The 17,435-nt window shown below is 69.9% G+C and carries 10 protein-coding genes and 1 pseudogene; 4 read left to right on the top strand and 7 right to left on the bottom strand.

What is annotated here, in order from left to right; genetic code table 11:
• Nucleotides 1–8: 8 nt before the first annotated feature.
• From Actob_RS21200 to Actob_RS21175, 6 genes and pseudogenes are all read right to left on the bottom strand, one after another.
• Nucleotides 9–1,535: a non-reducing end alpha-L-arabinofuranosidase family hydrolase gene (locus Actob_RS21200; RefSeq protein WP_284922057.1), complete on the bottom strand. Its 1,527-nt coding sequence runs from the start codon at nucleotides 1,533–1,535 to the stop codon at nucleotides 9–11.
• A gap of 54 nt (nucleotides 1,536–1,589) precedes the next feature.
• Nucleotides 1,590–3,647, bottom strand: coding sequence for a family 43 glycosylhydrolase (locus Actob_RS21195; protein WP_284922056.1), 2,058 nt, complete (start codon nucleotides 3,645–3,647; stop codon nucleotides 1,590–1,592).
• A 198-nt stretch (nucleotides 3,648–3,845) separates the two neighbouring features.
• A complete protein-coding gene (locus Actob_RS21190; RefSeq protein WP_284922055.1) occupies nucleotides 3,846–5,399 on the bottom strand; it encodes a sigma-70 family RNA polymerase sigma factor in 1,554 nt (517 codons plus the stop codon).
• Between the two features lie 16 nt (nucleotides 5,400–5,415).
• Nucleotides 5,416–6,765: pseudogene (locus tag Actob_RS21185) on the bottom strand (glycoside hydrolase family 43 protein); the annotation flags it as partial.
• A 23-nt stretch (nucleotides 6,766–6,788) separates the two neighbouring features.
• Nucleotides 6,789–8,411 (bottom strand): glycoside hydrolase family 27 protein, encoded by a 1,623-nt coding sequence (locus Actob_RS21180; protein WP_407653678.1) that lies wholly within the window; start codon nucleotides 8,409–8,411, stop codon nucleotides 6,789–6,791.
• Nucleotides 8,411–9,481, bottom strand: a complete 1,071-nt coding sequence (locus tag Actob_RS21175; RefSeq protein WP_284922051.1) for an RICIN domain-containing protein — start codon at nucleotides 9,479–9,481, stop codon at nucleotides 8,411–8,413. The genes Actob_RS21180 and Actob_RS21175 overlap by 1 nt, the downstream gene beginning before the upstream one ends.
• Before the next feature lie 408 nt (nucleotides 9,482–9,889).
• On the opposite strand from Actob_RS21175, the gene Actob_RS21170 reads away from it, so the two are divergent.
• From Actob_RS21170 to Actob_RS21160, 3 genes are all read left to right on the top strand, one after another.
• Nucleotides 9,890–11,254, top strand: a complete 1,365-nt coding sequence (locus Actob_RS21170; protein ID WP_284922050.1) for an endo-1,4-beta-xylanase — start codon at nucleotides 9,890–9,892, stop codon at nucleotides 11,252–11,254.
• Nucleotides 11,255–11,257: 3 nt separating this feature from the next.
• A complete protein-coding gene (locus Actob_RS21165; protein WP_284922049.1) occupies nucleotides 11,258–12,538 on the top strand; it encodes a cellulose binding domain-containing protein in 1,281 nt (426 codons plus the stop codon).
• A gap of 159 nt (nucleotides 12,539–12,697) precedes the next feature.
• Complete coding sequence (locus Actob_RS21160; RefSeq protein WP_284922048.1) at nucleotides 12,698–14,374, top strand: glycoside hydrolase family 43 protein; 1,677 nt, start codon at nucleotides 12,698–12,700, stop codon at nucleotides 14,372–14,374.
• Nucleotides 14,375–14,381: 7 nt separating this feature from the next.
• Here the strand turns inward: Actob_RS21160 and Actob_RS21155 are convergent, their stop codons facing one another.
• A complete protein-coding gene (locus Actob_RS21155) occupies nucleotides 14,382–15,902 on the bottom strand; it encodes an alpha-N-arabinofuranosidase (RefSeq protein ID WP_284922047.1) in 1,521 nt (506 codons plus the stop codon).
• A 243-nt stretch (nucleotides 15,903–16,145) separates the two neighbouring features.
• Here Actob_RS21155 and Actob_RS21150 point away from each other — a divergent pair, with 243 nt between their 5' ends.
• Nucleotides 16,146–17,435 (top strand): ABC transporter substrate-binding protein, encoded by a 1,290-nt coding sequence (locus tag Actob_RS21150; RefSeq protein ID WP_284922046.1) that lies wholly within the window; start codon nucleotides 16,146–16,148, stop codon nucleotides 17,433–17,435.

Raw genomic sequence — 17,435 nt, 5'->3', positions numbered from 1 at the left:
GACGCCGCCTACCGCTGCAGGGTGAGCACGCCGGGACGGTACGGCAGCAGCCCGTAGTCGCCGCCGGAGCTCGGCGAGCGGCCCTGGTAGAGCAGCTGCAGGTGACACGGGTCGATCGTCATGGTCTGGTCGGCGGTGGACCGGACGAGGTCGCCGTGGCTGATGTCGTTGGTCCAGGTGGCGCCGCTGTTCGCCTTGCCCGCGAACGGGTTGCTCTCGCTGGCGGCCTGCGGGGTCCAGGATCCGCCCAGGCTGGTCGCGGTGAACGAGCGGAAGTAGCGTCCCTGGCTGCCGATCGCCTCGACGATCATCAGGTACTGGTTCTGGCCCTGCACCTTGTACACCTGGGGCGCCTCGAACAGGTTGTTCGTCGAGTCGCTCATGATCGTGGTGTAGGACGAGCCGAAGCTGCCCGGGAAGTTCCCGATCGGCATGCTGGCCCGGTAGATCTTGCCGTTGTCCCCGGCGAAGAACAGGTACATGTTCGTGCTGTCACCGATGATCGTCTGGTCGATCGGCCCGGTGCCGGAGCCGGAGATCGAGCCGGTGAACAGCGGCTGCGCCGCGGACCAGCCGTTGGCGTTGGTCGGGTCGCTCGAGGTCCGGTAGGAGAACGCCGAGCCGCCCCACTGGTAGGTGAGCACCCAGATGTTCTTCGGGGCGAAGTAGAACAGCGTCGGCGCGACGGTGCCCTGGCTCATCCCGTTCTGGCTCGCCGAGGCCATGTCGGACCAGTTGGTGAACAGGCCGAAGTTCATCGAGCCCCACGACGAGCCGGTGTCGTGCGTGGTGGCGTAGACCAGGTGCTTGCCGTTGTAGGGCACGGCGGTGAAGTCCTTGAGCGAGGCCCACCCGGACTTCGGGGTGGCCAGCGCGCCGGTGGACGACCAGCGGTAGCTCGACGGCAGCGTGCACGATCCGGACGGGGGCGGTGAGCTCGGCGTGCCGCTACCGACCTTCACCAGCTGCCACTGCTGGTTGCTGCCGTTCCAGTCGGCGTACTGCACGACGGCGCCGCCGTCGGCGGTGGAGGCGCCCTGCACCTCGACGGCCTTGCCGCTGTTGCGGTTGATCAGCTGGATGTAGCCGTCCACGTCCTGGACGCTGAACTGCTGATTCGTGGTGTTGTTGTCGGTCCACTGCACGATCGCGCCACCGTCGGCCGTCGACAGGTTGTAGACGTCCAGCACCTTGCCGGACAACTTCGACTTGAGCCGGTAGAAACCACCACCGGAGTCAACGAACTGCCACTGCTGCTGCGCCTGGTCGTTGCGCGCCCACTGAACGATCTTGGCCCCGTCATTGGTGGCCAGGTTGTACACGTCCAGCGCCTTGCCACTGTTGCGGTTGACCAGCACGTAGGAGGCGCTCGTGTCGATCGTCGCGGCGGACGCGGCCGAGGCGGTCACCGCCACGACTCCGGCGCCGGCCAGCAGGACCAGCGCGGCGAGGGCACCACGCCAGGTCCGGCGGCGCGTCGCCGGTGGCTTCGCTTCCGGTTCTTCTTTCGGTACGGCGGGCAGGTGCACTGTCATCGTGAACTCCTACAGAGGGGGGATGTCCGCCGGTTCGGGGCCGGCGGGCGTACATCAGGGTGTGGTCAGGTCGAAGCGGTTGACCGTGACCGCGCCGCCCAGGGCCTGGGTGGCGTAGTTGAACAGGGCCAAGCGGTAGCCCATGAAGAACTGCCAGGCGTTGGTGAGGGTGAACGCCGGCCCGAGGGTGGTGAAGGTGCTGCCGTTGGTGCTGTAGGAGAAGGTGGCGGTGCGCCCGGTGCCGGGCCTGATGTCGGCGCTGACCCGCAGCCAGATCTTGCCGCCGCTCACCGCGGCGCCGGCCGCCTCGGTGCCGGTGCCGGTGGTCGCCCAGCTGGAGTTCATGGTCAGCCCGTTGGTCATCGACACCCGGGTGGCGCCGTTGTCCTTGCGGATGCCGATCCAGGCCGACGAGTCGCGCAGCATCGCCAGCCCGGCCCGGTCGCCGTTGGCCATCTGCGAGTAGTCCAGCTCGATGGTGGCGGTCGAGGTGGGGCCCTGGATCCGGTGGGTGAGCGTGTTACGGGCGTTGTAGAGGTCGCCGGTGACAGTGGCGGTGGCCAGCCGCAGCCCGTTGCCGACGCTGAACCGGCTGGTGTCCGGGTTGTGGTTCCACTCCCAGCGCGGGTCCAGCGTGCCGCCGGTGAAGGTGTCCGGCCCGATCATCGAGCGCACCGTCTTCGACGTGGTGATGGCCGGCTTCGGGTAGCTCGCGCCCCACCGGCCGTTGACGGTGCTCAGCACCGGCCAGTCGTTGCTCCAGGTGATCGGGGCCAGCGTCGGCACCCGGCCGCCGGGGTACGCGTCGGTGAACGCCATGTACCACCAGTCGCCGTTCTGGGTCTGCACCAGGCCGCCCTGGTGCGGGACCCCGCCGCCGGAGATCGGGCCGGGCAGGTCGAGCAGGACCTGGCGTTGCTCGTACGGGCCCCAGGGGCTGGTCGAGCGCAGCACGTACTGGCCGTTGGCCGGGCGGGTCACCCAGATGTAGTAGTAGTTGCCGCGCTTGTACATCCGGGAGCCCTCGAGGGTGCCGATGCTCGACGGCGTGGTGTAGACGGCCTGCGCGCGCACCTGGGAGGTGAGGTCGCTGGAGAGCTGGGCGACGCTGATCGTCCCGTTGCCGTACGCGACGTACGGGGTGTCATTGTCGAACAGCAGGCCGGCGTCGTAGTAGCAGTTGTTGATCCGGGCCTTCTTCGACCAGGTGCCGTCGACAGCCGACGCGGTGTAGACGTAGGTGCGGTTGAACTCGGTGCAACCCAGCCAGTAGTAGGTGCTGTTGCTGGGCCGGTAGTTGAACGCGGACGCCCAGATGCCCTTGACGTACGCGCGCCCGCCGTTGAGGTCGTAGGCCGCCGAGTCGAAGTCCAGCCGGGGCACCGAGTGTCCCGCGTACTCCCAGTTCACCAGGTCGTAGGAGCGCAGGATCGGCGCGCCCGGCGAGTAGTGCATGGTCGACGCCGAGTAGTAGTAGGCGTCCCCGACCCGGATGATGTCGCCGTCGGCGAAGTCCTGCCACACCACCGGGTTGGTGAAGGTGCCGGTGGACGGGGTGCCGCCGGTGCCGAGCTTGACGAGCTGCCACTGCTGGTTGGCGCCGTTCCAGTCGGCGTACTGCACGACGGCGCCGCCGTCGGCCGTGGAGGCGCCCTGCACCTCGACGGCCTTGCCGCTGTTGCGGTTGATCAGCTGGATGTAACCGTCCACGTCCTGGACGCTGAACTGCTGGTTGGTGGCGTTGTTGTCGGTCCACTGCACAACCGCGCCGCCGTCGGCCGTGGAGGCGCCGGAGACGTCGAGCACCTTGCCGGACAGCTTCGACTTGAGCCGGTAGAAACCACCACCGGAGTCGACGAACTGCCACTGCTGCTGCGCCTGGTCGTTGCGCGCCCACTGAACGATCTTGGCCCCGTCATTGGTGGCCAGGTTGTACAGGTCCAGCGCCTTGCCACTGTTGCGGTTGACCAGCACGTAGGAGGCGCTCGTGTCGATCGTCGCCGCCTGGGCCACGGAGCTGACGGCGAAGGTGAGCGCCGCGCCGAGCACGGCGGTCAGGGCCGCGGCGAGCAGCCGCCACGGCCGGCGGGATGATCGGACGGGTAGTGCCATCGTCAGCTCCTCGCATCGGATACGCGCGAATGGCGGCGCCGGTTCCGGCACCAATGGGAGCGCTCACATTCGTGAGCGATATTGCCAGACGGTTACCACTGATTCAAAGGTTTCTACGTACGACCCGGCTGATTCCGTACGCATAACGGTTTTGCGGTTTCGTTTTTCTGTTATCCGGCGGTCCTCGCCGGAGTCGGGTCAGCCGGCTAGTGCGGGGCGTATCAGAAAGGAGCCGTCGACTCGGAAATCGGCGGTGCCGTCGAACTGATCGACCCACAATTCGTCGCCGCGGTGCCGCAGGAACCAACCGGGGTAGTTGGACGATTCCAGCGTCACCGAGCCGGGGGTGTCCCCGGCCCCGGGGCAGAACGTGGCGTCGCCGTGGAACAGCTTCGTACCGTCGTCCGGGTTGACCCGCAGCCGCCACGACGCGTGCCGCAGGTACCGGCCGTCGGCGGCCCGGAAGGAGAAGCAGTCCGGATCGGCCAGCCCGGCCACCGCCTGGAAGGTGGCCTGCCGGCGGGCCGCCCGGGTGTCGTCCGGGCCGACCCGGGTCAGCATGCCGTAGTCGCCGGCCACTGTGACGTAGCGGCCGGTGGTGTTCGCCGGCTCCAGCGACACCGGGCCCGGGCGCAGCGGGGCCGCCGCACTGGTCGCCGAGCGGCTCGGCGCGGCGCTCGTGGTGGCCGCCCGGCCGGCCGGGGCGCTGGACGCCGGCGCCGCGATGGTCGTCGGATGCGGGGTCTGCGCGACGGTGGCCGGCTGCGACGTCGCCGGGCCGGACACCACCACCGCGCCGGCCGTGGTACCGGCGATCAGGGTTCCGGCGGCCACCGCCGTCACCACCGGGTGCGCCGCCGCCAGCGCCATCAGGTGGCCGAGCACCCCGGCCTTCCCGGCGGCGGCGGTGCCGGTCAGGCTCACGGTCTTGGACAGCACCGCCGCCGGCACCGGGACCAGCGCCAGCGCGGGCAGCAGCCGATCGATCGGCGCCTGGTCACCGGTGGCCCGGGCGCAGATCGGACAGTCCCGGACGTGCCGGGCCAGCCGCTTGCGCCAGCGCGGGCCGGGTCGTCCGTCCCAGCCGGACACCTCGGCCGCGAGCAGCGGGCAGCGGGGCCGGGCGTCCAGGGCCGCCACGATGGACCGGCTGATCTCCAGCTGGGCGCGCATCCGCTGGACCCGGACACCCGCGTGCAGCACGGTGACGCCGAGGGCCTCGGCCAGCTCGGCTCGCGACAGCCGGCCGGCCACCTCGAGCCACCACAGCGCCAGCAGCCGGCGATCGTCGGCGTCCAGCCAGCGGCCGGCCCGCTGCACCCGGCGGCGCTGCGCCGACAGGTCGGCGCGCAGGTCGGTGACGCCCTCGAACTCCGCCTCCGCGTCCGGCATCCCGGTGGCCTCGTCGAGCGGCACCAGCTGGGCCGCGGCCCGGTCGGCCCGGTGCTGGTAGGTGCCCACCTGGCGCAGCGCGATGGCGGCCAGCCAGGGCCGGAAGCTCTCCGGTGCCCGCAGTGACGGGAGCTGCCGCAGGGCGCGCAGCATGATGTCCTGCGTGACGTCGTCGACGTCCGGATGCCCGTCGAGCGCCTGCCGGACGATCGTGTAGACCATCGGCAGGTGCGTGGCGGCGAGTTCGTCGAGCGCGGCACGGTCACCGGCCTGCGCCGCCCGCACGAGGCCGGCGCCACCGATCCGGGTCGATGCCATGTTCGTCGTCACCACCACGCGCCGCTTTCCTACCGTGAGCACCCTGGATCCTGCCCTATCCCAGTGCCGTGCCGGCGAAGCGCCACCAGTCGATGTTGAACAGGTAGCCGCTGCCGCCGGTGAAGCGCAGGTACAGGTCCTGGGTGCCGGTGGCACCGCTGACCGGGCAGCTGACGGTGGTCCAGGTCTGCCAGCCACCGGTGGCCGGTACCGTGCACGTCCCGGCGAGCGCGCCGGTGGGGCCGCCCAGGCGTACCTCGATCCGGCCGCCGGCGGCAGCCGAGGCCACCCGCGCGGAGAACGACGTGGCACCGGACCCGAAGGCGACACCCTTCACCTTGATGTAGTCGCCGTTGTTGAGATAGCCGACGTCCATGCCGCCCTCGCTCGCCGGTTCGGTCTCGACACCGGAGCTCCACGCGATGGTTTCGGCCTCCTGCCGCACATAGGGATTGAGCGTCCCGTTCTGCGGAGCGCCATTCGTCGTCATGTTGATCGTCGGAATGGTGCCGTCCGCGTTGTAGCTGAACTTCTCGACGGCCACCGACCGGGTGTATCCGCCGCCGCCGGGCAGCGCACCGTTGTGGTAGAAGAAATACGATCCGCCGTTGAAGTCGACGACTCCCGGATGATTGGTGAAACTGCTGCCCTGGGTGGGCATCACGGTGCCGCGATAGGTCCACGGCCCGGTCGGCCCGGGCGCTGTGGAGTACCCGATGAACTCCGAGCAGCACTTGGCGGCGAAGACGTTGTAGTACAGGCCGTTGCGCTTGTAGACCCACGGCCCTTCCTCGTACAGGGTCGGGCGGCTGGTGCTGCCGGTGCGGGTGCCGAAACCGGCGGTGGTGAGCGGGATCTGGTTCACGCCGCCGGAGTAGCTGATCATGTCGGAGTTCAGCCGCACGTACCAGAGATTGGGGTTTCCCCAGTAGAGGTACGCCTGCCCGCTGTCGTCGATGAACACCGTCGGGTCGATCTCGCCGTTCTCCACGAGCGGATGCCCGAGGGCGTCGGTGAACGGGCCGGTCGGGCTGGACGCCACACCCACCCCGATCGCCATCCGCCCGGTCGCCCGGTTGGTGACCGGGACGTAGTAGTAGAACTTGCCGTTGCGGTTGACCACCTGGCCGGCCCAGGCGTCCGATTTCGCCCAGCTGAACGTGGCGAGGCTCATCGGCGAGCCGTGGTCGGTCCAGTTCACCATGTCGGCCGACGAGTACAGCCGCCACTCCTTCATCGTGAAGTAGGTGGAGTTGTCCTCGTCGTGGCCGGTGTAGAGGTAGACGCGGCCGTTGTACACCAGCGGCGCCGGGTCGGCGGTGTACACGGTCTGCACAATCGGGTTGTCGGCGTGCGCGGCGGTCGGGACCGCGGCGCCCAGCAGCACCAGGGCCGCCGTGCAGAGCATGCCGAGGAGGGATCTGCTGCGCATCAGACACGGCTCCAGCGCTGGTTGGTGGCGGCGGTGCAGGTCCAGAGCAGGACCGGCGTGCCGTTGGCGGTCAGGTTGTGGTCGACGTCCAGGCACAGGCCGGAGGCGGTGCCTCGGATGGTGCCGTCGGCGTTGAGCGTCCACTGCTGGTTGGTGCCGCCGTTGCAGTCCCAGAGCTGGACCTTGCTGCCGGCGGTGGCCCCCACCGGTGAGTCCAGGCACTTGCCGAGGGCCTGCAGGGTCTGGCCGGTGCTGGTCCAGCGCTGGTTGGTGCCACCGTTGCAGTCCCAGATGACCGGCTGGGTGCCGTTGGCGGTGGCTCCGTTCGGCACGTCGAGACAGCGTCCCGAGGCGGCGCTGACGAGCGTGGTGCTGGTCGGCGGGGTGCTGGTCCCGCCGCTGACCCGGTAGACGACGGTGCCGTGCGCGGGCACGCTGGCGCTGATGCCACCGGTGCTGGTCGTGGTGGCGCCGCTCCACGCGTCCTGCAGGGTGAACGAGCTGCCGGACTTGCCGATCGCGGCGGCGGTGGTCGACACCGTGGTGGTGGAGCCGCCCTGGTTGAACAGCGCCACCGCGACATCGCCGTTGGCCAGCCGCTTGGCCAGCACGCGACGGGTCCCGTCATTGGCGACCTGGGTCGCCTGCAACCCGAGGGTGTCCTGGTTGATCGCGATCAGCCGCGGGTTCTTCAGGATGGTCTGGGTGGCAGCGCTCATCGAGCGCAGGTCGTTGCCGGCGATCAGCGGGGAGGCCAGCATCGCCCAGAGCGCGAAGTGGCTGCGCTGCTCGGTGTCGGTCAGGCCGCTGCGGCCGACCTCCATCATGTCCGGGTCGTTGAACTGTCCCGGCCGGGCGTAACCGGCCAGCGGCACCGTGACGTCGACGATGTTCTTCACGCCCATCGGATAGCCGTTGGTCTGCCCGGTGTCCCAGGCGGCGCTGATGTCCTCGGTGGTGCGCCACATGTTCGCCACGTCGCCCCAGTTGCGCTGCGGCCCGGTCTTGGCGTGGATGCTGTTCGGGTTGATGCTGTAGACGATCGGCCGGCCGGTGGCCGCGAGCGCGTCACGCATTTTGGCGAACGTGGTGACCTGCTGGTCGATGGTGCCGGTGGGCGAGCACCAGTCGTACTTGAGGTAGTCGACGCCCCAGGCGGCGAACTGCCGGGCGTCCTGCGCCTCGTGGCCGCCGCTACCGGTGGCGCCGGGATAGCTGTTGAAGTACTGCGCGCAGGTCTTGTCCAGCGGGACCTGGTAGATGCCGAACTTGAGGCCCTTGCCGTGCAGGTAGTCACCGAGGGCCTTCATGCCGCTGGGGAACCGGGTGGGGTCGCCCTGCAGGTTGCCGGACCCGTCGCGGTTCGGGTTGAACCAGCAGTCGTCGACGACGACGTACTGGTAGCCGAGGTCGCGCATGCCGCTGCTGACCATCGCGTCGGCCATCTGCCGGATGAGTGTCTCGCTGATGTTGCAGCCGAAGGTGTTCCAGCTGTTCCAGCCCATCGGCGGGGTACGGGCCACGCCGTTGTCCAGGGCCTGGGCGGCGGTGCCGGGAAGGACCGTCGCCGTACCGGCGAGCAGCAGCAGTCCCGTCGCGAGCAGCGTCCTGAGTTTCTTCATCATCGCCTTGTCCAGAGCTGGTTGGGGGAACCGGTGCAGGTCCAGAGGAGGACGGCGGTGCCGTTGGCGGTGGCGTTGCCGCTGACGTCCAGGCACAGACCGGATTGCGCGTTGCGGATCGTGCCGCCGGACGCGAACGTCCAGCGCTGGTTCGTGGCGCCGCTGCAGTCCCACAGCTGCGCCTTGGCGCCCGCCGTGGCGCCGGTCGGCGAGTCCAGGCACTTGCCCAGCGACCGCAGGGTCTGCCCGTCGTAGGCCCACCGCTGGTTCGCGGCGCCACTGCAGTCCCAGATGATCGGCTGCGTGCCGTTGGCGGTGGTGCCGTTCGGCACGTCCAGGCACCGGCCGGAGGCGGTGCCGACCAGGGCCTCGCCGGTGCCGGTGCCCGGGTCGCCGATCGATCCCGGGACCGTGCGCAGCGCCGCGTACCAGGTGGCGGCCATCTTGTCGTAGCCGCCGGCGGTCGGGTGGACGCCGTCGACCAGGTCGGCGGCGGTCAGTGCGGCGTGCATGTCGACCAGGTGAACCCGCGCGCCCTTGCCCTGCACGATGCCGGGCAGTGACGCGTTGAAGGTACGTGCGGCCGCCTCCTGTCCGCTGTTGGCCAGCGGGATGAGGGTGGCCACGAAGACGTCGGCCGACGGGGCGGCCGCGATGATGTGGTCCAGCAGCGCGGACAGCCGGCCCGGCGCACCCGCCACGTTGTAGTTCTGCAGGATGTCGTTGGTGCCGATGTGCAGCAGCACGGTGCGCGGGCCGGTGGTGCGCAGCCAGCCGCTGACGTTGGCGTCGATCTGGTCGATCCGCCAGCCGGGGTGTCCTTCGTGGTCGTGGTCGCCGAGGGCGGCCGGGCCGTTGAACTGCGATCCGACGAGGTCCACCCGGTAGCCGGCGGCTGCCATCCGCTGCCACAGCCCGATCCGGTACCCGCCCGGCACCTGGGTGCCCTCGGTGATCGAGTCGCCGAGCGGCATGACCCGGGTACCGCCGTTGGATTCGGCGGCGGCGGCACCGGGCCGGGCGACGGCACCGACGGCGGCCAGGACGACGGCGAGGACGGTTGCGAGCATCCACCCTCTGCTTCTGGGCATCGGGGTGCCTCCTTGACTCGGCGGGGGTTCTGTTATCGCTCACACCGCGAAGATCACTGGTCCAGCCACGACCAAGGGGGATGACGGCTGGTGATGGGAGCGCTAACAGCCTGAAACCGAAGATTGCCAGGATGTTTCCAGACATTCAAGAGGTCTTTTGCCGAGAATCCGTGCCGCCGAAATCCCGACTCGCCGGCACTCGCGCACATAACACTTTTCGCGCCGCGAGATTTCACGCGCCGCGATTCGCCGGTCCGGCGAACCTGTTATGTCGCCGTTGTGGCAATGGTCGCGTCTTGTCATTGCGGGAAATGCGCTGGCAACATTGGCCACCCTTGATGGAAGCGCTCCCACGGCGCACTCCCCCATCCGGAAAGGTCGTTCACCATGCCCCTGCTCAAGAAGAGTCGCTCCGTGCTGCTGGCCTCGGCCGCGGTGGGCGTCGCCGTCGCGGCCGGCGTGGCCGTGGTCGGCACCGCCGAGGCGGCCAGCACGCTCGGCGCCTCGGCGGCGCAGACCGGCCGCTACTTCGGCGCGGCGATCGCCGCCGGCCGCCTCGGCGACGCCACCTACACCGGCATCCTGACCCGCGAGTTCAACGCGGTGACGCCGGAGAACGAGATGAAGTGGGACGCCACCGAACCGTCCCAGGGCCGGTTCACCTTCACCAACGGCGACCGGATCCTCAACCAGGGCTTGTCCAACGGCTCCAAGGTCCGCGGCCACGCCCTGCTCTGGCACGCCCAGCAGCCCGGCTGGGCGCAGTCGTTGTCCGGCAGCGCGCTGCGCACCGCGGCGATCAACCACGTCACCCAGGTCGCCACCCACTACAAGGGCAAGATCTACGCCTGGGACGTGGTCAACGAGGCGTTCGCCGACGGCGGCAGCGGTGGCCGGCGGGACTCGAACCTGCAGCGCACCGGCAACGACTGGATCGAGGCCGCGTTCCGCGCCGCCCGGGCCGCCGACCCGAACGCGAAGCTCTGCTACAACGACTACAACACCGACGGGATCAACGCGAAGTCGACGGGCGTGTACAACATGGTCCGCGACTTCAAGTCGCGCGGCGTGCCGATCGACTGCGTGGGCTTCCAGTCCCACCTGGGCACCGGCATCCCCGGTGACTACCAGGCCAACCTGCAGCGCTTCGCCGACCTGGGCGTCGACGTGCAGATCACCGAGCTGGACGTGGCGCAGGGCGGCAACCAGGCGAACATCTACGCGAGCGTGACCCGGGCCTGCCTGGCGGTGTCCCGGTGCGCCGGCATCACCGTCTGGGGCATCCGGGACAGCGACTCCTGGCGTACCGGCGAGAATCCCCTGCTGTTCGACAACTCCGGCAACAAGAAGGCCGCGTACACCGCGGTGCTCAACGCGCTGAACGCCGGTGGCACCACCAACCCGCCCTCCCCGTCGTCGCCGTCGCCGTCCTCGCCGTCGCCGTCCTCGCCGCAGCCCGGCGGCGCCTGCACCGCCTCGGTGTCGCTCAACTCGTGGAACGGCGGATTCGTCGCCACCATCAAGGTCACCGCGGGCTCGGCCGCCGTGAACGGCTGGACCGTCGGGGTGGCGCTACCCGCGGGCAGCGCCGTGACCAACGCCTGGAGCGCCACCAACAGCGCGAGCACCGGCACGGTGAGCTTCCGCAACGTCTCCTACAACGGGCAGATCCCGGCCGGCGGCAGCACCGAGTTCGGTTTCCAGGGCACCGGCACCGGGCCGGCCGCCACACCGACCTGCGCGGCGGGCTGAGCGATGGCGTACCGACGCAGTCTCCCGCAGCTGACCGCGGTCCTGGCCGCGCTGGCACTGGCCACCGCGATGCTCACCGGCGTGCTGGGCGGAACCGCAACCGCGGCCCCGGTCGGCGCCGCGGCCACCACCGCCGGATGCGGCAAGACGCCGACGCTGGCCAGCGGCACCCGCACCATCCGCAGCGGGGGCCAGAACCGCACCTACATCCTCCGGGTACCGGACGGCTACGACCGGAACCGCCCGTACAAACTGATCTTCGCCTTCCACTGGCTGAACGGCACCGCCGGCAATGTCGCCAGCGCCGGCTACTACGGGCTGCAGGGCCTCTCCGGCAACAGCGCGATCCTGGTCGCCCCGCAGGGCATCGACAACGGCTGGGCGAACACCGGCGGCCGGGACCTGACCCTGGTCGACGACCTGACCGCGCTGATCGAGGGTGACCTGTGCGTCGACACCTCGCAGCTGTTCGCCCTCGGCTGGAGTTACGGCGGCGCCATGAGCTACGCCGTCGCGTGCGCCCGCCCGGCCGTCTTCCGGGCGGTCGCCGTGCTCTCCGGGGCCAACCTCAGCGGCTGCTCCGGTGCCACCCAGCCGATCGCCTACCTGGGCATCCACGGCACCCACGACAGCGTCCTGGACATCTCGCAGGGACGCGCGCTGCGGGACACGTTCGTCCGGGTCAACGGCTGCACCCCGCAGAACCCGCCGGAACCGGCCCGGGGCAGTCTGACCCACATCGTCACCGCCTACGCCGGCTGCCGGGCGGGCTACCCGGTGGAGTGGGCGGCGTTCGACGGGGACCACACCCCGGAGCCGGTGGACGGATCGACGAGCACGAGCGGCGCGCGGACCTGGGTCGGTGGCGAGGTCTGGAAGTTCTTCTCGCAACTGCCCAGCACCACGACACCGTCCACCTCGCCGTCCAGTTCGCCGTCCAGTTCGCCGTCCAGTTCGCCGTCCAGTTCGCCGTCCACGACACCCGGCGGCTGCACGGCGACGTTCCGCGTCGTCAACGACTGGCCGGGCGGGTTCCAGGCGGAGGTGACCGTCGCCAACACCGGGTCGGCGGCAGTCACCGGATGGCGGGTGACCTGGACGCTGCCCAGCGGCCAGTCGGTCAGCCAGGTCTGGAACGGCACGCTGACCACCGGCGGCGGCACCGCGACGGTGGCCAACGCGACGTACAACGGCTCGATCGCGCCGGGTGCCACGACCACCTTCGGCCTGATCGCCGCCGGTGGGTCGGCCAGCGCGCCACCATTGACCTGTAACGCCGTCTGAGCATCCCGGGCTGTCGCCGAAACTTTCGGCGGCAGCCCGCGTCACTTTCGGAGTAAGGCTCCGCCCCGGCGCCGTCACCACGGCTGGATGACCTCGGTATTTCCGGTTTCAGTCCGATAGTTGTTGACACGCCGTCGGTCGGCGGGCCACGATCTCGCAATGACGGACCTGGATGGCGCCACGACGATCACCGCGGCCACTGCCCCGACCGACGACGGCGGGACCGGCCATCCCGTGATCCGGAACCCGGTGCTGCCGGGCTTTCACCCGGATCCGTCGATCCTGCGGGTCGGAGCCGACTACTACATCGCGACGTCGACGTTCGAGTGGTTCCCCGGCGTGCGGGTGCACCACTCGACCGATCTGGTCACCTGGCGGCCGCTGGGCGGCGTGCTGACCGAGCGGCGGCTGCTCGACCTGACCGGGACCGCCGACTCGTGCGGCATCTGGGCGCCCAACCTGACCTACGCCCACGGGCTGTTCCACCTGCTGTTCACCGACGTGGCGACGTTCGCGGGCGGCTACTGGGACCCGCAGAACTACCTGGTCACCGCGCCCAGCATCACCGGACCCTGGTCGGACCCGGTGGTGCTGCACGGCCGCGGCTTCGACGCCTCGCTGTTCCACGACGAGGACGGCACCACCTGGATGCTGTCGATGCGCGCCGACTGGCGGCCCGGCCGCAACCGCTTCGCCGGCATCTCGGCCCAGCGCTACGACTGCCACGAACGCCGGCTGACCGGCCCCGAGCACCTCATCTTCGAGGGCACCGAGGCCGGCCTCACCGAGGCACCCAACATCTACCGCAAGGACGGCTGGTACTACCTGGTCACCGCCGAGGGCGGCACCACCTGGACGCATCAGGTCACCGTGGCCCGCTCCCGGGAGCTGCTCGGCCCGTACCGGGTGGATCCGGCCGGGCCGCTGCTCACCTCGACCGGACGCCCGGAGCTGACCCTGCAGAAGGCCGGGCACGGCAGTCTGGTGGAGACCCCGGACGGTCAGTGGTATCTGGCGCACCTGGCCGCCCGGCCGTACCCGCCGACCGGCCGGTGCGTGCTCGGCCGGGAGAGCGCCCTGCAGCGGGTGGACTGGCCGGCCGGCGACTGGCCGCGAATTCCCGGCGGGGTCCCGGCCGAGGAGGTCCCGGCCCCGGCCGGCGCCGTGGCGGCGCCCGGCGACGACCGGGCCGAGGACGACCATTTCGACGCCCCGGTGCTCGGCCCGAACTGGTCGACGCTGCGCCGCCCGGCGACGCCGGACTGGATCGACCTGGCCGCGCGCCCCTCGCACCTGCGCATTCACGGCGGCCAGTCGCCGATGGCCCGGCACCGGCCGAGCCTGGTGGCCCGCCGGGTCACCGCGCAGCGCTGCACGTTCGAGGCCACCTGCGAGTTCGAGCCGGGCAACTACCGGCAGCTGGCCGGGATCACCGCCTACTACAACACCCGCAACTGGTACTACCTGCACGTGACGGCCGGCGACGACGGCACTCCGGCGCTCGACGTGCTGTGCTGCGACAGCGGCCGGGTCAGCGAGGTGCCCGGCCTGCGGGTCCCGCTCGGCGGCGTACGCCGGGTCGGACTGCGCGCCCGCCTGGACGGCCCGGCGCTGACCTTCGCCTACACCCTCGACCCGGACGGCACGCCGGCCTGGCACGAACTCGGCCAGACCTTCGACGCCACCACCCTGTCCGACGAGTACGCCGCGACGGTGGTCGCCGGCGAGCCCGAGGCGTGGGGCTTCACCGGCGCCTTCGTCGGACTCTGGGTACAGGATCTGGGCGCCGAGGGCGGTTACGCCGACTTCGACAGGGCCGTGTACCGCATCGACTGATCAGCGCTCACAGCGCACCGCTGACGGTGACGAACGAGTGCGGCGGCAGGTGCACCGAGAGCTTGCCGCCAGTCACCGACGCCCCGTCGTACGGCTGGGGCGCGACCGTCTCGGGCGCCTGCGGCGTGTTGTGGTCCTGGACCGCGCCGGACGTCAGGATCCGCGCGGCGACCGCCTCGACGGTCCCGCCGCGCAGGTCGATGGTCACGTCGGCGGGCTCGGCGGCGTCCAGGTTCGACAGCGACACCAGCAGCCGGCCGTCCTTGCGACTGGCCGACATCGACACGGTGGTGAGCGTGGCGTCACCGACCCGGCGCGACGGCGGCGCGGTGCGCAGGTCCACGCGCAGCGAGGTCGCGTCGTGATGCCCGCGGTTCATCGCGAAGACGTGGTAGGTCGGGGTGCGGACCATCGCGTCCGAGTCGGGGTCGGTCAGGATCATGGCCTGCAGCACGTTCACCGTCTGCGCGATGTTGGCCATCACGAGGCGGTCGGCGTACCTGTGGAAGACGTCGAAGTGCACGCTCGCCACCAGCGCGTCGCGCAGGGTGTTCTGCTGGTACAGGAAGCCGGGATTGGTGCCCGGCTCGACGTCGAACCAGGTGCCCCACTCGTCGAGGACCAGCCCGATGGTCCTGGCCCGGTCGTAACAGTCCATCACCGCCGCGTGCCCGGCGATCAGCTCCTCGACGCGCGCCGCGGACACCATCGTCGCGTAGTACTCGTCGGTGGAGAACGCCGTGGCGGAACCCTTGTCCTCCCAGGTGGGCCCGGTGATCGTGTAGTAGTGCAGGGACAGCGCGTGGTAGGGCGTACCGTCGATGTGCTGACAGCCCAGGTGCCCGATCTGCCGCATCAGCGTCTCGGTCCAGGCGTAATCGCCGCCGTTGGCACCCGCGGCGATCTTGTAGAGCCGGTTGTCGCCGTGGTCGCGGCAGTAGGTGCCGTACCGGCGGGCCTCCTGCGCGTAGTGCTCAGCCGTCATGTTCCCGCCGCAGCCCCACGCCTCGTTGCCCAGTCCCCAGAACCGGACCCGCCACGGTTCGGCGCGCCCGTTGGCCGCGCGCAGCCGGGCCATCGGTGAGTCACCGCCGCGGGTCAGGTACTCCACCCACTCGCTCATCTCGCGGACCGTGCCCGAGCCGACGTTCCCGCTGATGTACGGCTCGGCGCCGAGCAGTTCGCAGAGCGCCATGAACTCGTGCGTGCCGAAGTGGTTGTTCTCCTCGACCCCGCCCCAGTGCGTGTTCACCATGACCGGCCGCCGATCCTTCGGGCCGATGCCGTCGCGCCAGTGGTACTCGTCGGCGAAGCACCCGCCCGGCCAGCGCAGGTTCGGGATGCCCAGGTCGCGCAGCGCCTGCACCACATCCAGGCGGATGCCGCCCTCGTGCGCCAGCGCGGAGTCCTCGCCGACGTAGAACCCGCCGTACACGCAGCGACCCAGATGTTCGGCGAAGTGCCCGTAGAGGTGCCTGCTGATCCGGGGTCCGTCGAGGTCCAGATTGACGACGGCGTCGATGGTCATCGAATTGCCTTTCCCAGAGTCACCGATAGTTTCGGTAAAAATTCCACAACTTACGACGGCGGGGCGCGGCGCACCGTCGTGACGACCGACGGCGAAGATCCCCTTCCGGACAGGCCTTCCGTCATACGCCGGCCGCCAACTTGATCAGAGCAATATCTTGACAGCTCGATGCGCCGCTTCATAGCTTGAGCGCCATCTACCGAAACAACTTCGAAACTTTCGGTTTCGAGAGGTGAGACTTTCATGGCATTGAAGAGGACCCTCGCCGTCGCCACTACCGTGCTGGCGTTGAGCGCTGTGGGGCTGGCCGCCTGCGGGGGCGGCGACGACGACGCCGACGCGGGCGGCAACGTCACCATGGAGCTGTGGCAGAACTCCACCACCGGTCCGGGCAAGGCGTTCTGGGAGAAGACCGTCGCGGACTTCCAGACCGCCCACCCGAACGTGAAGATCAAAATGTCGTCGATCCAGAACGAGGACCTGGACGGCAAACTGCAGACCGCCCTGAACTCCGGGTCCGCGCCGGACATCTTCCTGCAGCGCGGCGGCGGCAAGATGGCCGCCATGGTCGAGGCCGGCCAGCTCAAGGACATCACCGGCGACATCAGCGCGGAGAGCAAGCAGGCGGTGGGCGAGGCCGCCCTGAAGACCGGGCAGATCGACGGCAAGGCGTACGCCGTACCGGTCTCGATCCTGCCCGGCGGGCTCTGGTACAGCCAGGACCTGTTCCAGAAGGCCGGCGTCACCACTCCCCCGGCGACGATCGACGACCTCAACGCCGCGGTGACCAAGCTGAAGGCCAACGGCACACCGATCGCCCTGGGTGCCAAGGACGCCTGGCCGGCCGCCCACTGGTTCTACTTCTTCGCCCTGCGCGCCTGCAGCCAGGCCACCCTGGACGCCACCGCCAAGAGCAAGACCTTCGACGACCCGTGCTGGACGAAGGCGGGTGAGCAGCTCAAGGCGTTCGCCGACACCAAGCCGTTCAACGAGGGGTTCCTGACCACCTCGGCGCAGCAGGGCGCGGGCAGCTCGGCCGGCCTGCTGGCCAACCACAAGGCGAGCATGGAACTGATGGGCGCCTGGGACCCCGGCGTGATCGCGTCGCTGACCAAGGACACCAAGCCGCTGCCCGACCTCGGCTTCTTCCCGTTCCCGGCGGTTCCCGGCGGGCAGGGCGACCCGGCCGCGGTGATGGGCGGCACGGACGGCTACTCGTGCGCGGCGGACGCCCCGAAGGAGTGCACCGACTTCCTCAACTACATCCTGACCAAGGATGTGCAGGTGGGCTTCTACAAGGGCTTCAACTCGCTGCCGGTCAACAAGGAGGCCCAGGCGGCGGTCACCGAGCCGTACCTCAAGGCGGTCCTCGACGCCTACAACAAGGCGCCGTACGTCTCGCAGTGGCTCGACACCCTCTACGGGCAGAACGTCGGCAACGCCCTGAACGTCGGCGTGGTGAACCTGCTGGCCGGCAAGGGTGACGTCGCCGGGATCATCCAGGCCGTGAACGACGCGGCCAAGAAGGGCTGA

Origin of the sequence: Actinoplanes oblitus (assembly GCF_030252345.1) — a bacterium.
Lineage (GTDB): Bacteria > Actinomycetota > Actinomycetes > Mycobacteriales > Micromonosporaceae > Actinoplanes > Actinoplanes oblitus.
The sequence above is the reverse complement of the archived record's forward strand: the minus strand, read 5'-3'. Positions and strand labels throughout refer to the sequence as shown.

Coding starts and splice junctions, on each gene's coding strand:
- Actob_RS21200 (WP_284922057.1), bottom strand. CDS start 1,535: ATGACAGTGCACCTGCCCGCCGTACCGAAAGAAGAACCGGAAGCGAAG.
- Actob_RS21195 (WP_284922056.1), bottom strand. CDS start 3,647: ATGGCACTACCCGTCCGATCATCCCGCCGGCCGTGGCGGCTGCTCGCC.
- Actob_RS21180 (WP_407653678.1), bottom strand. CDS start 8,411: ATGAAGAAACTCAGGACGCTGCTCGCGACGGGACTGCTGCTGCTCGCC.
- Actob_RS21175 (WP_284922051.1), bottom strand. CDS start 9,481: ATGCTCGCAACCGTCCTCGCCGTCGTCCTGGCCGCCGTCGGTGCCGTC.
- Actob_RS21170 (WP_284922050.1), top strand. CDS start 9,890: ATGCCCCTGCTCAAGAAGAGTCGCTCCGTGCTGCTGGCCTCGGCCGCG.
- Actob_RS21165 (WP_284922049.1), top strand. CDS start 11,258: ATGGCGTACCGACGCAGTCTCCCGCAGCTGACCGCGGTCCTGGCCGCG.
- Actob_RS21160 (WP_284922048.1), top strand. CDS start 12,698: ATGACGGACCTGGATGGCGCCACGACGATCACCGCGGCCACTGCCCCG.
- Actob_RS21155 (WP_284922047.1), bottom strand. CDS start 15,902: ATGACCATCGACGCCGTCGTCAATCTGGACCTCGACGGACCCCGGATC.
- Actob_RS21150 (WP_284922046.1), top strand. CDS start 16,146: ATGGCATTGAAGAGGACCCTCGCCGTCGCCACTACCGTGCTGGCGTTG.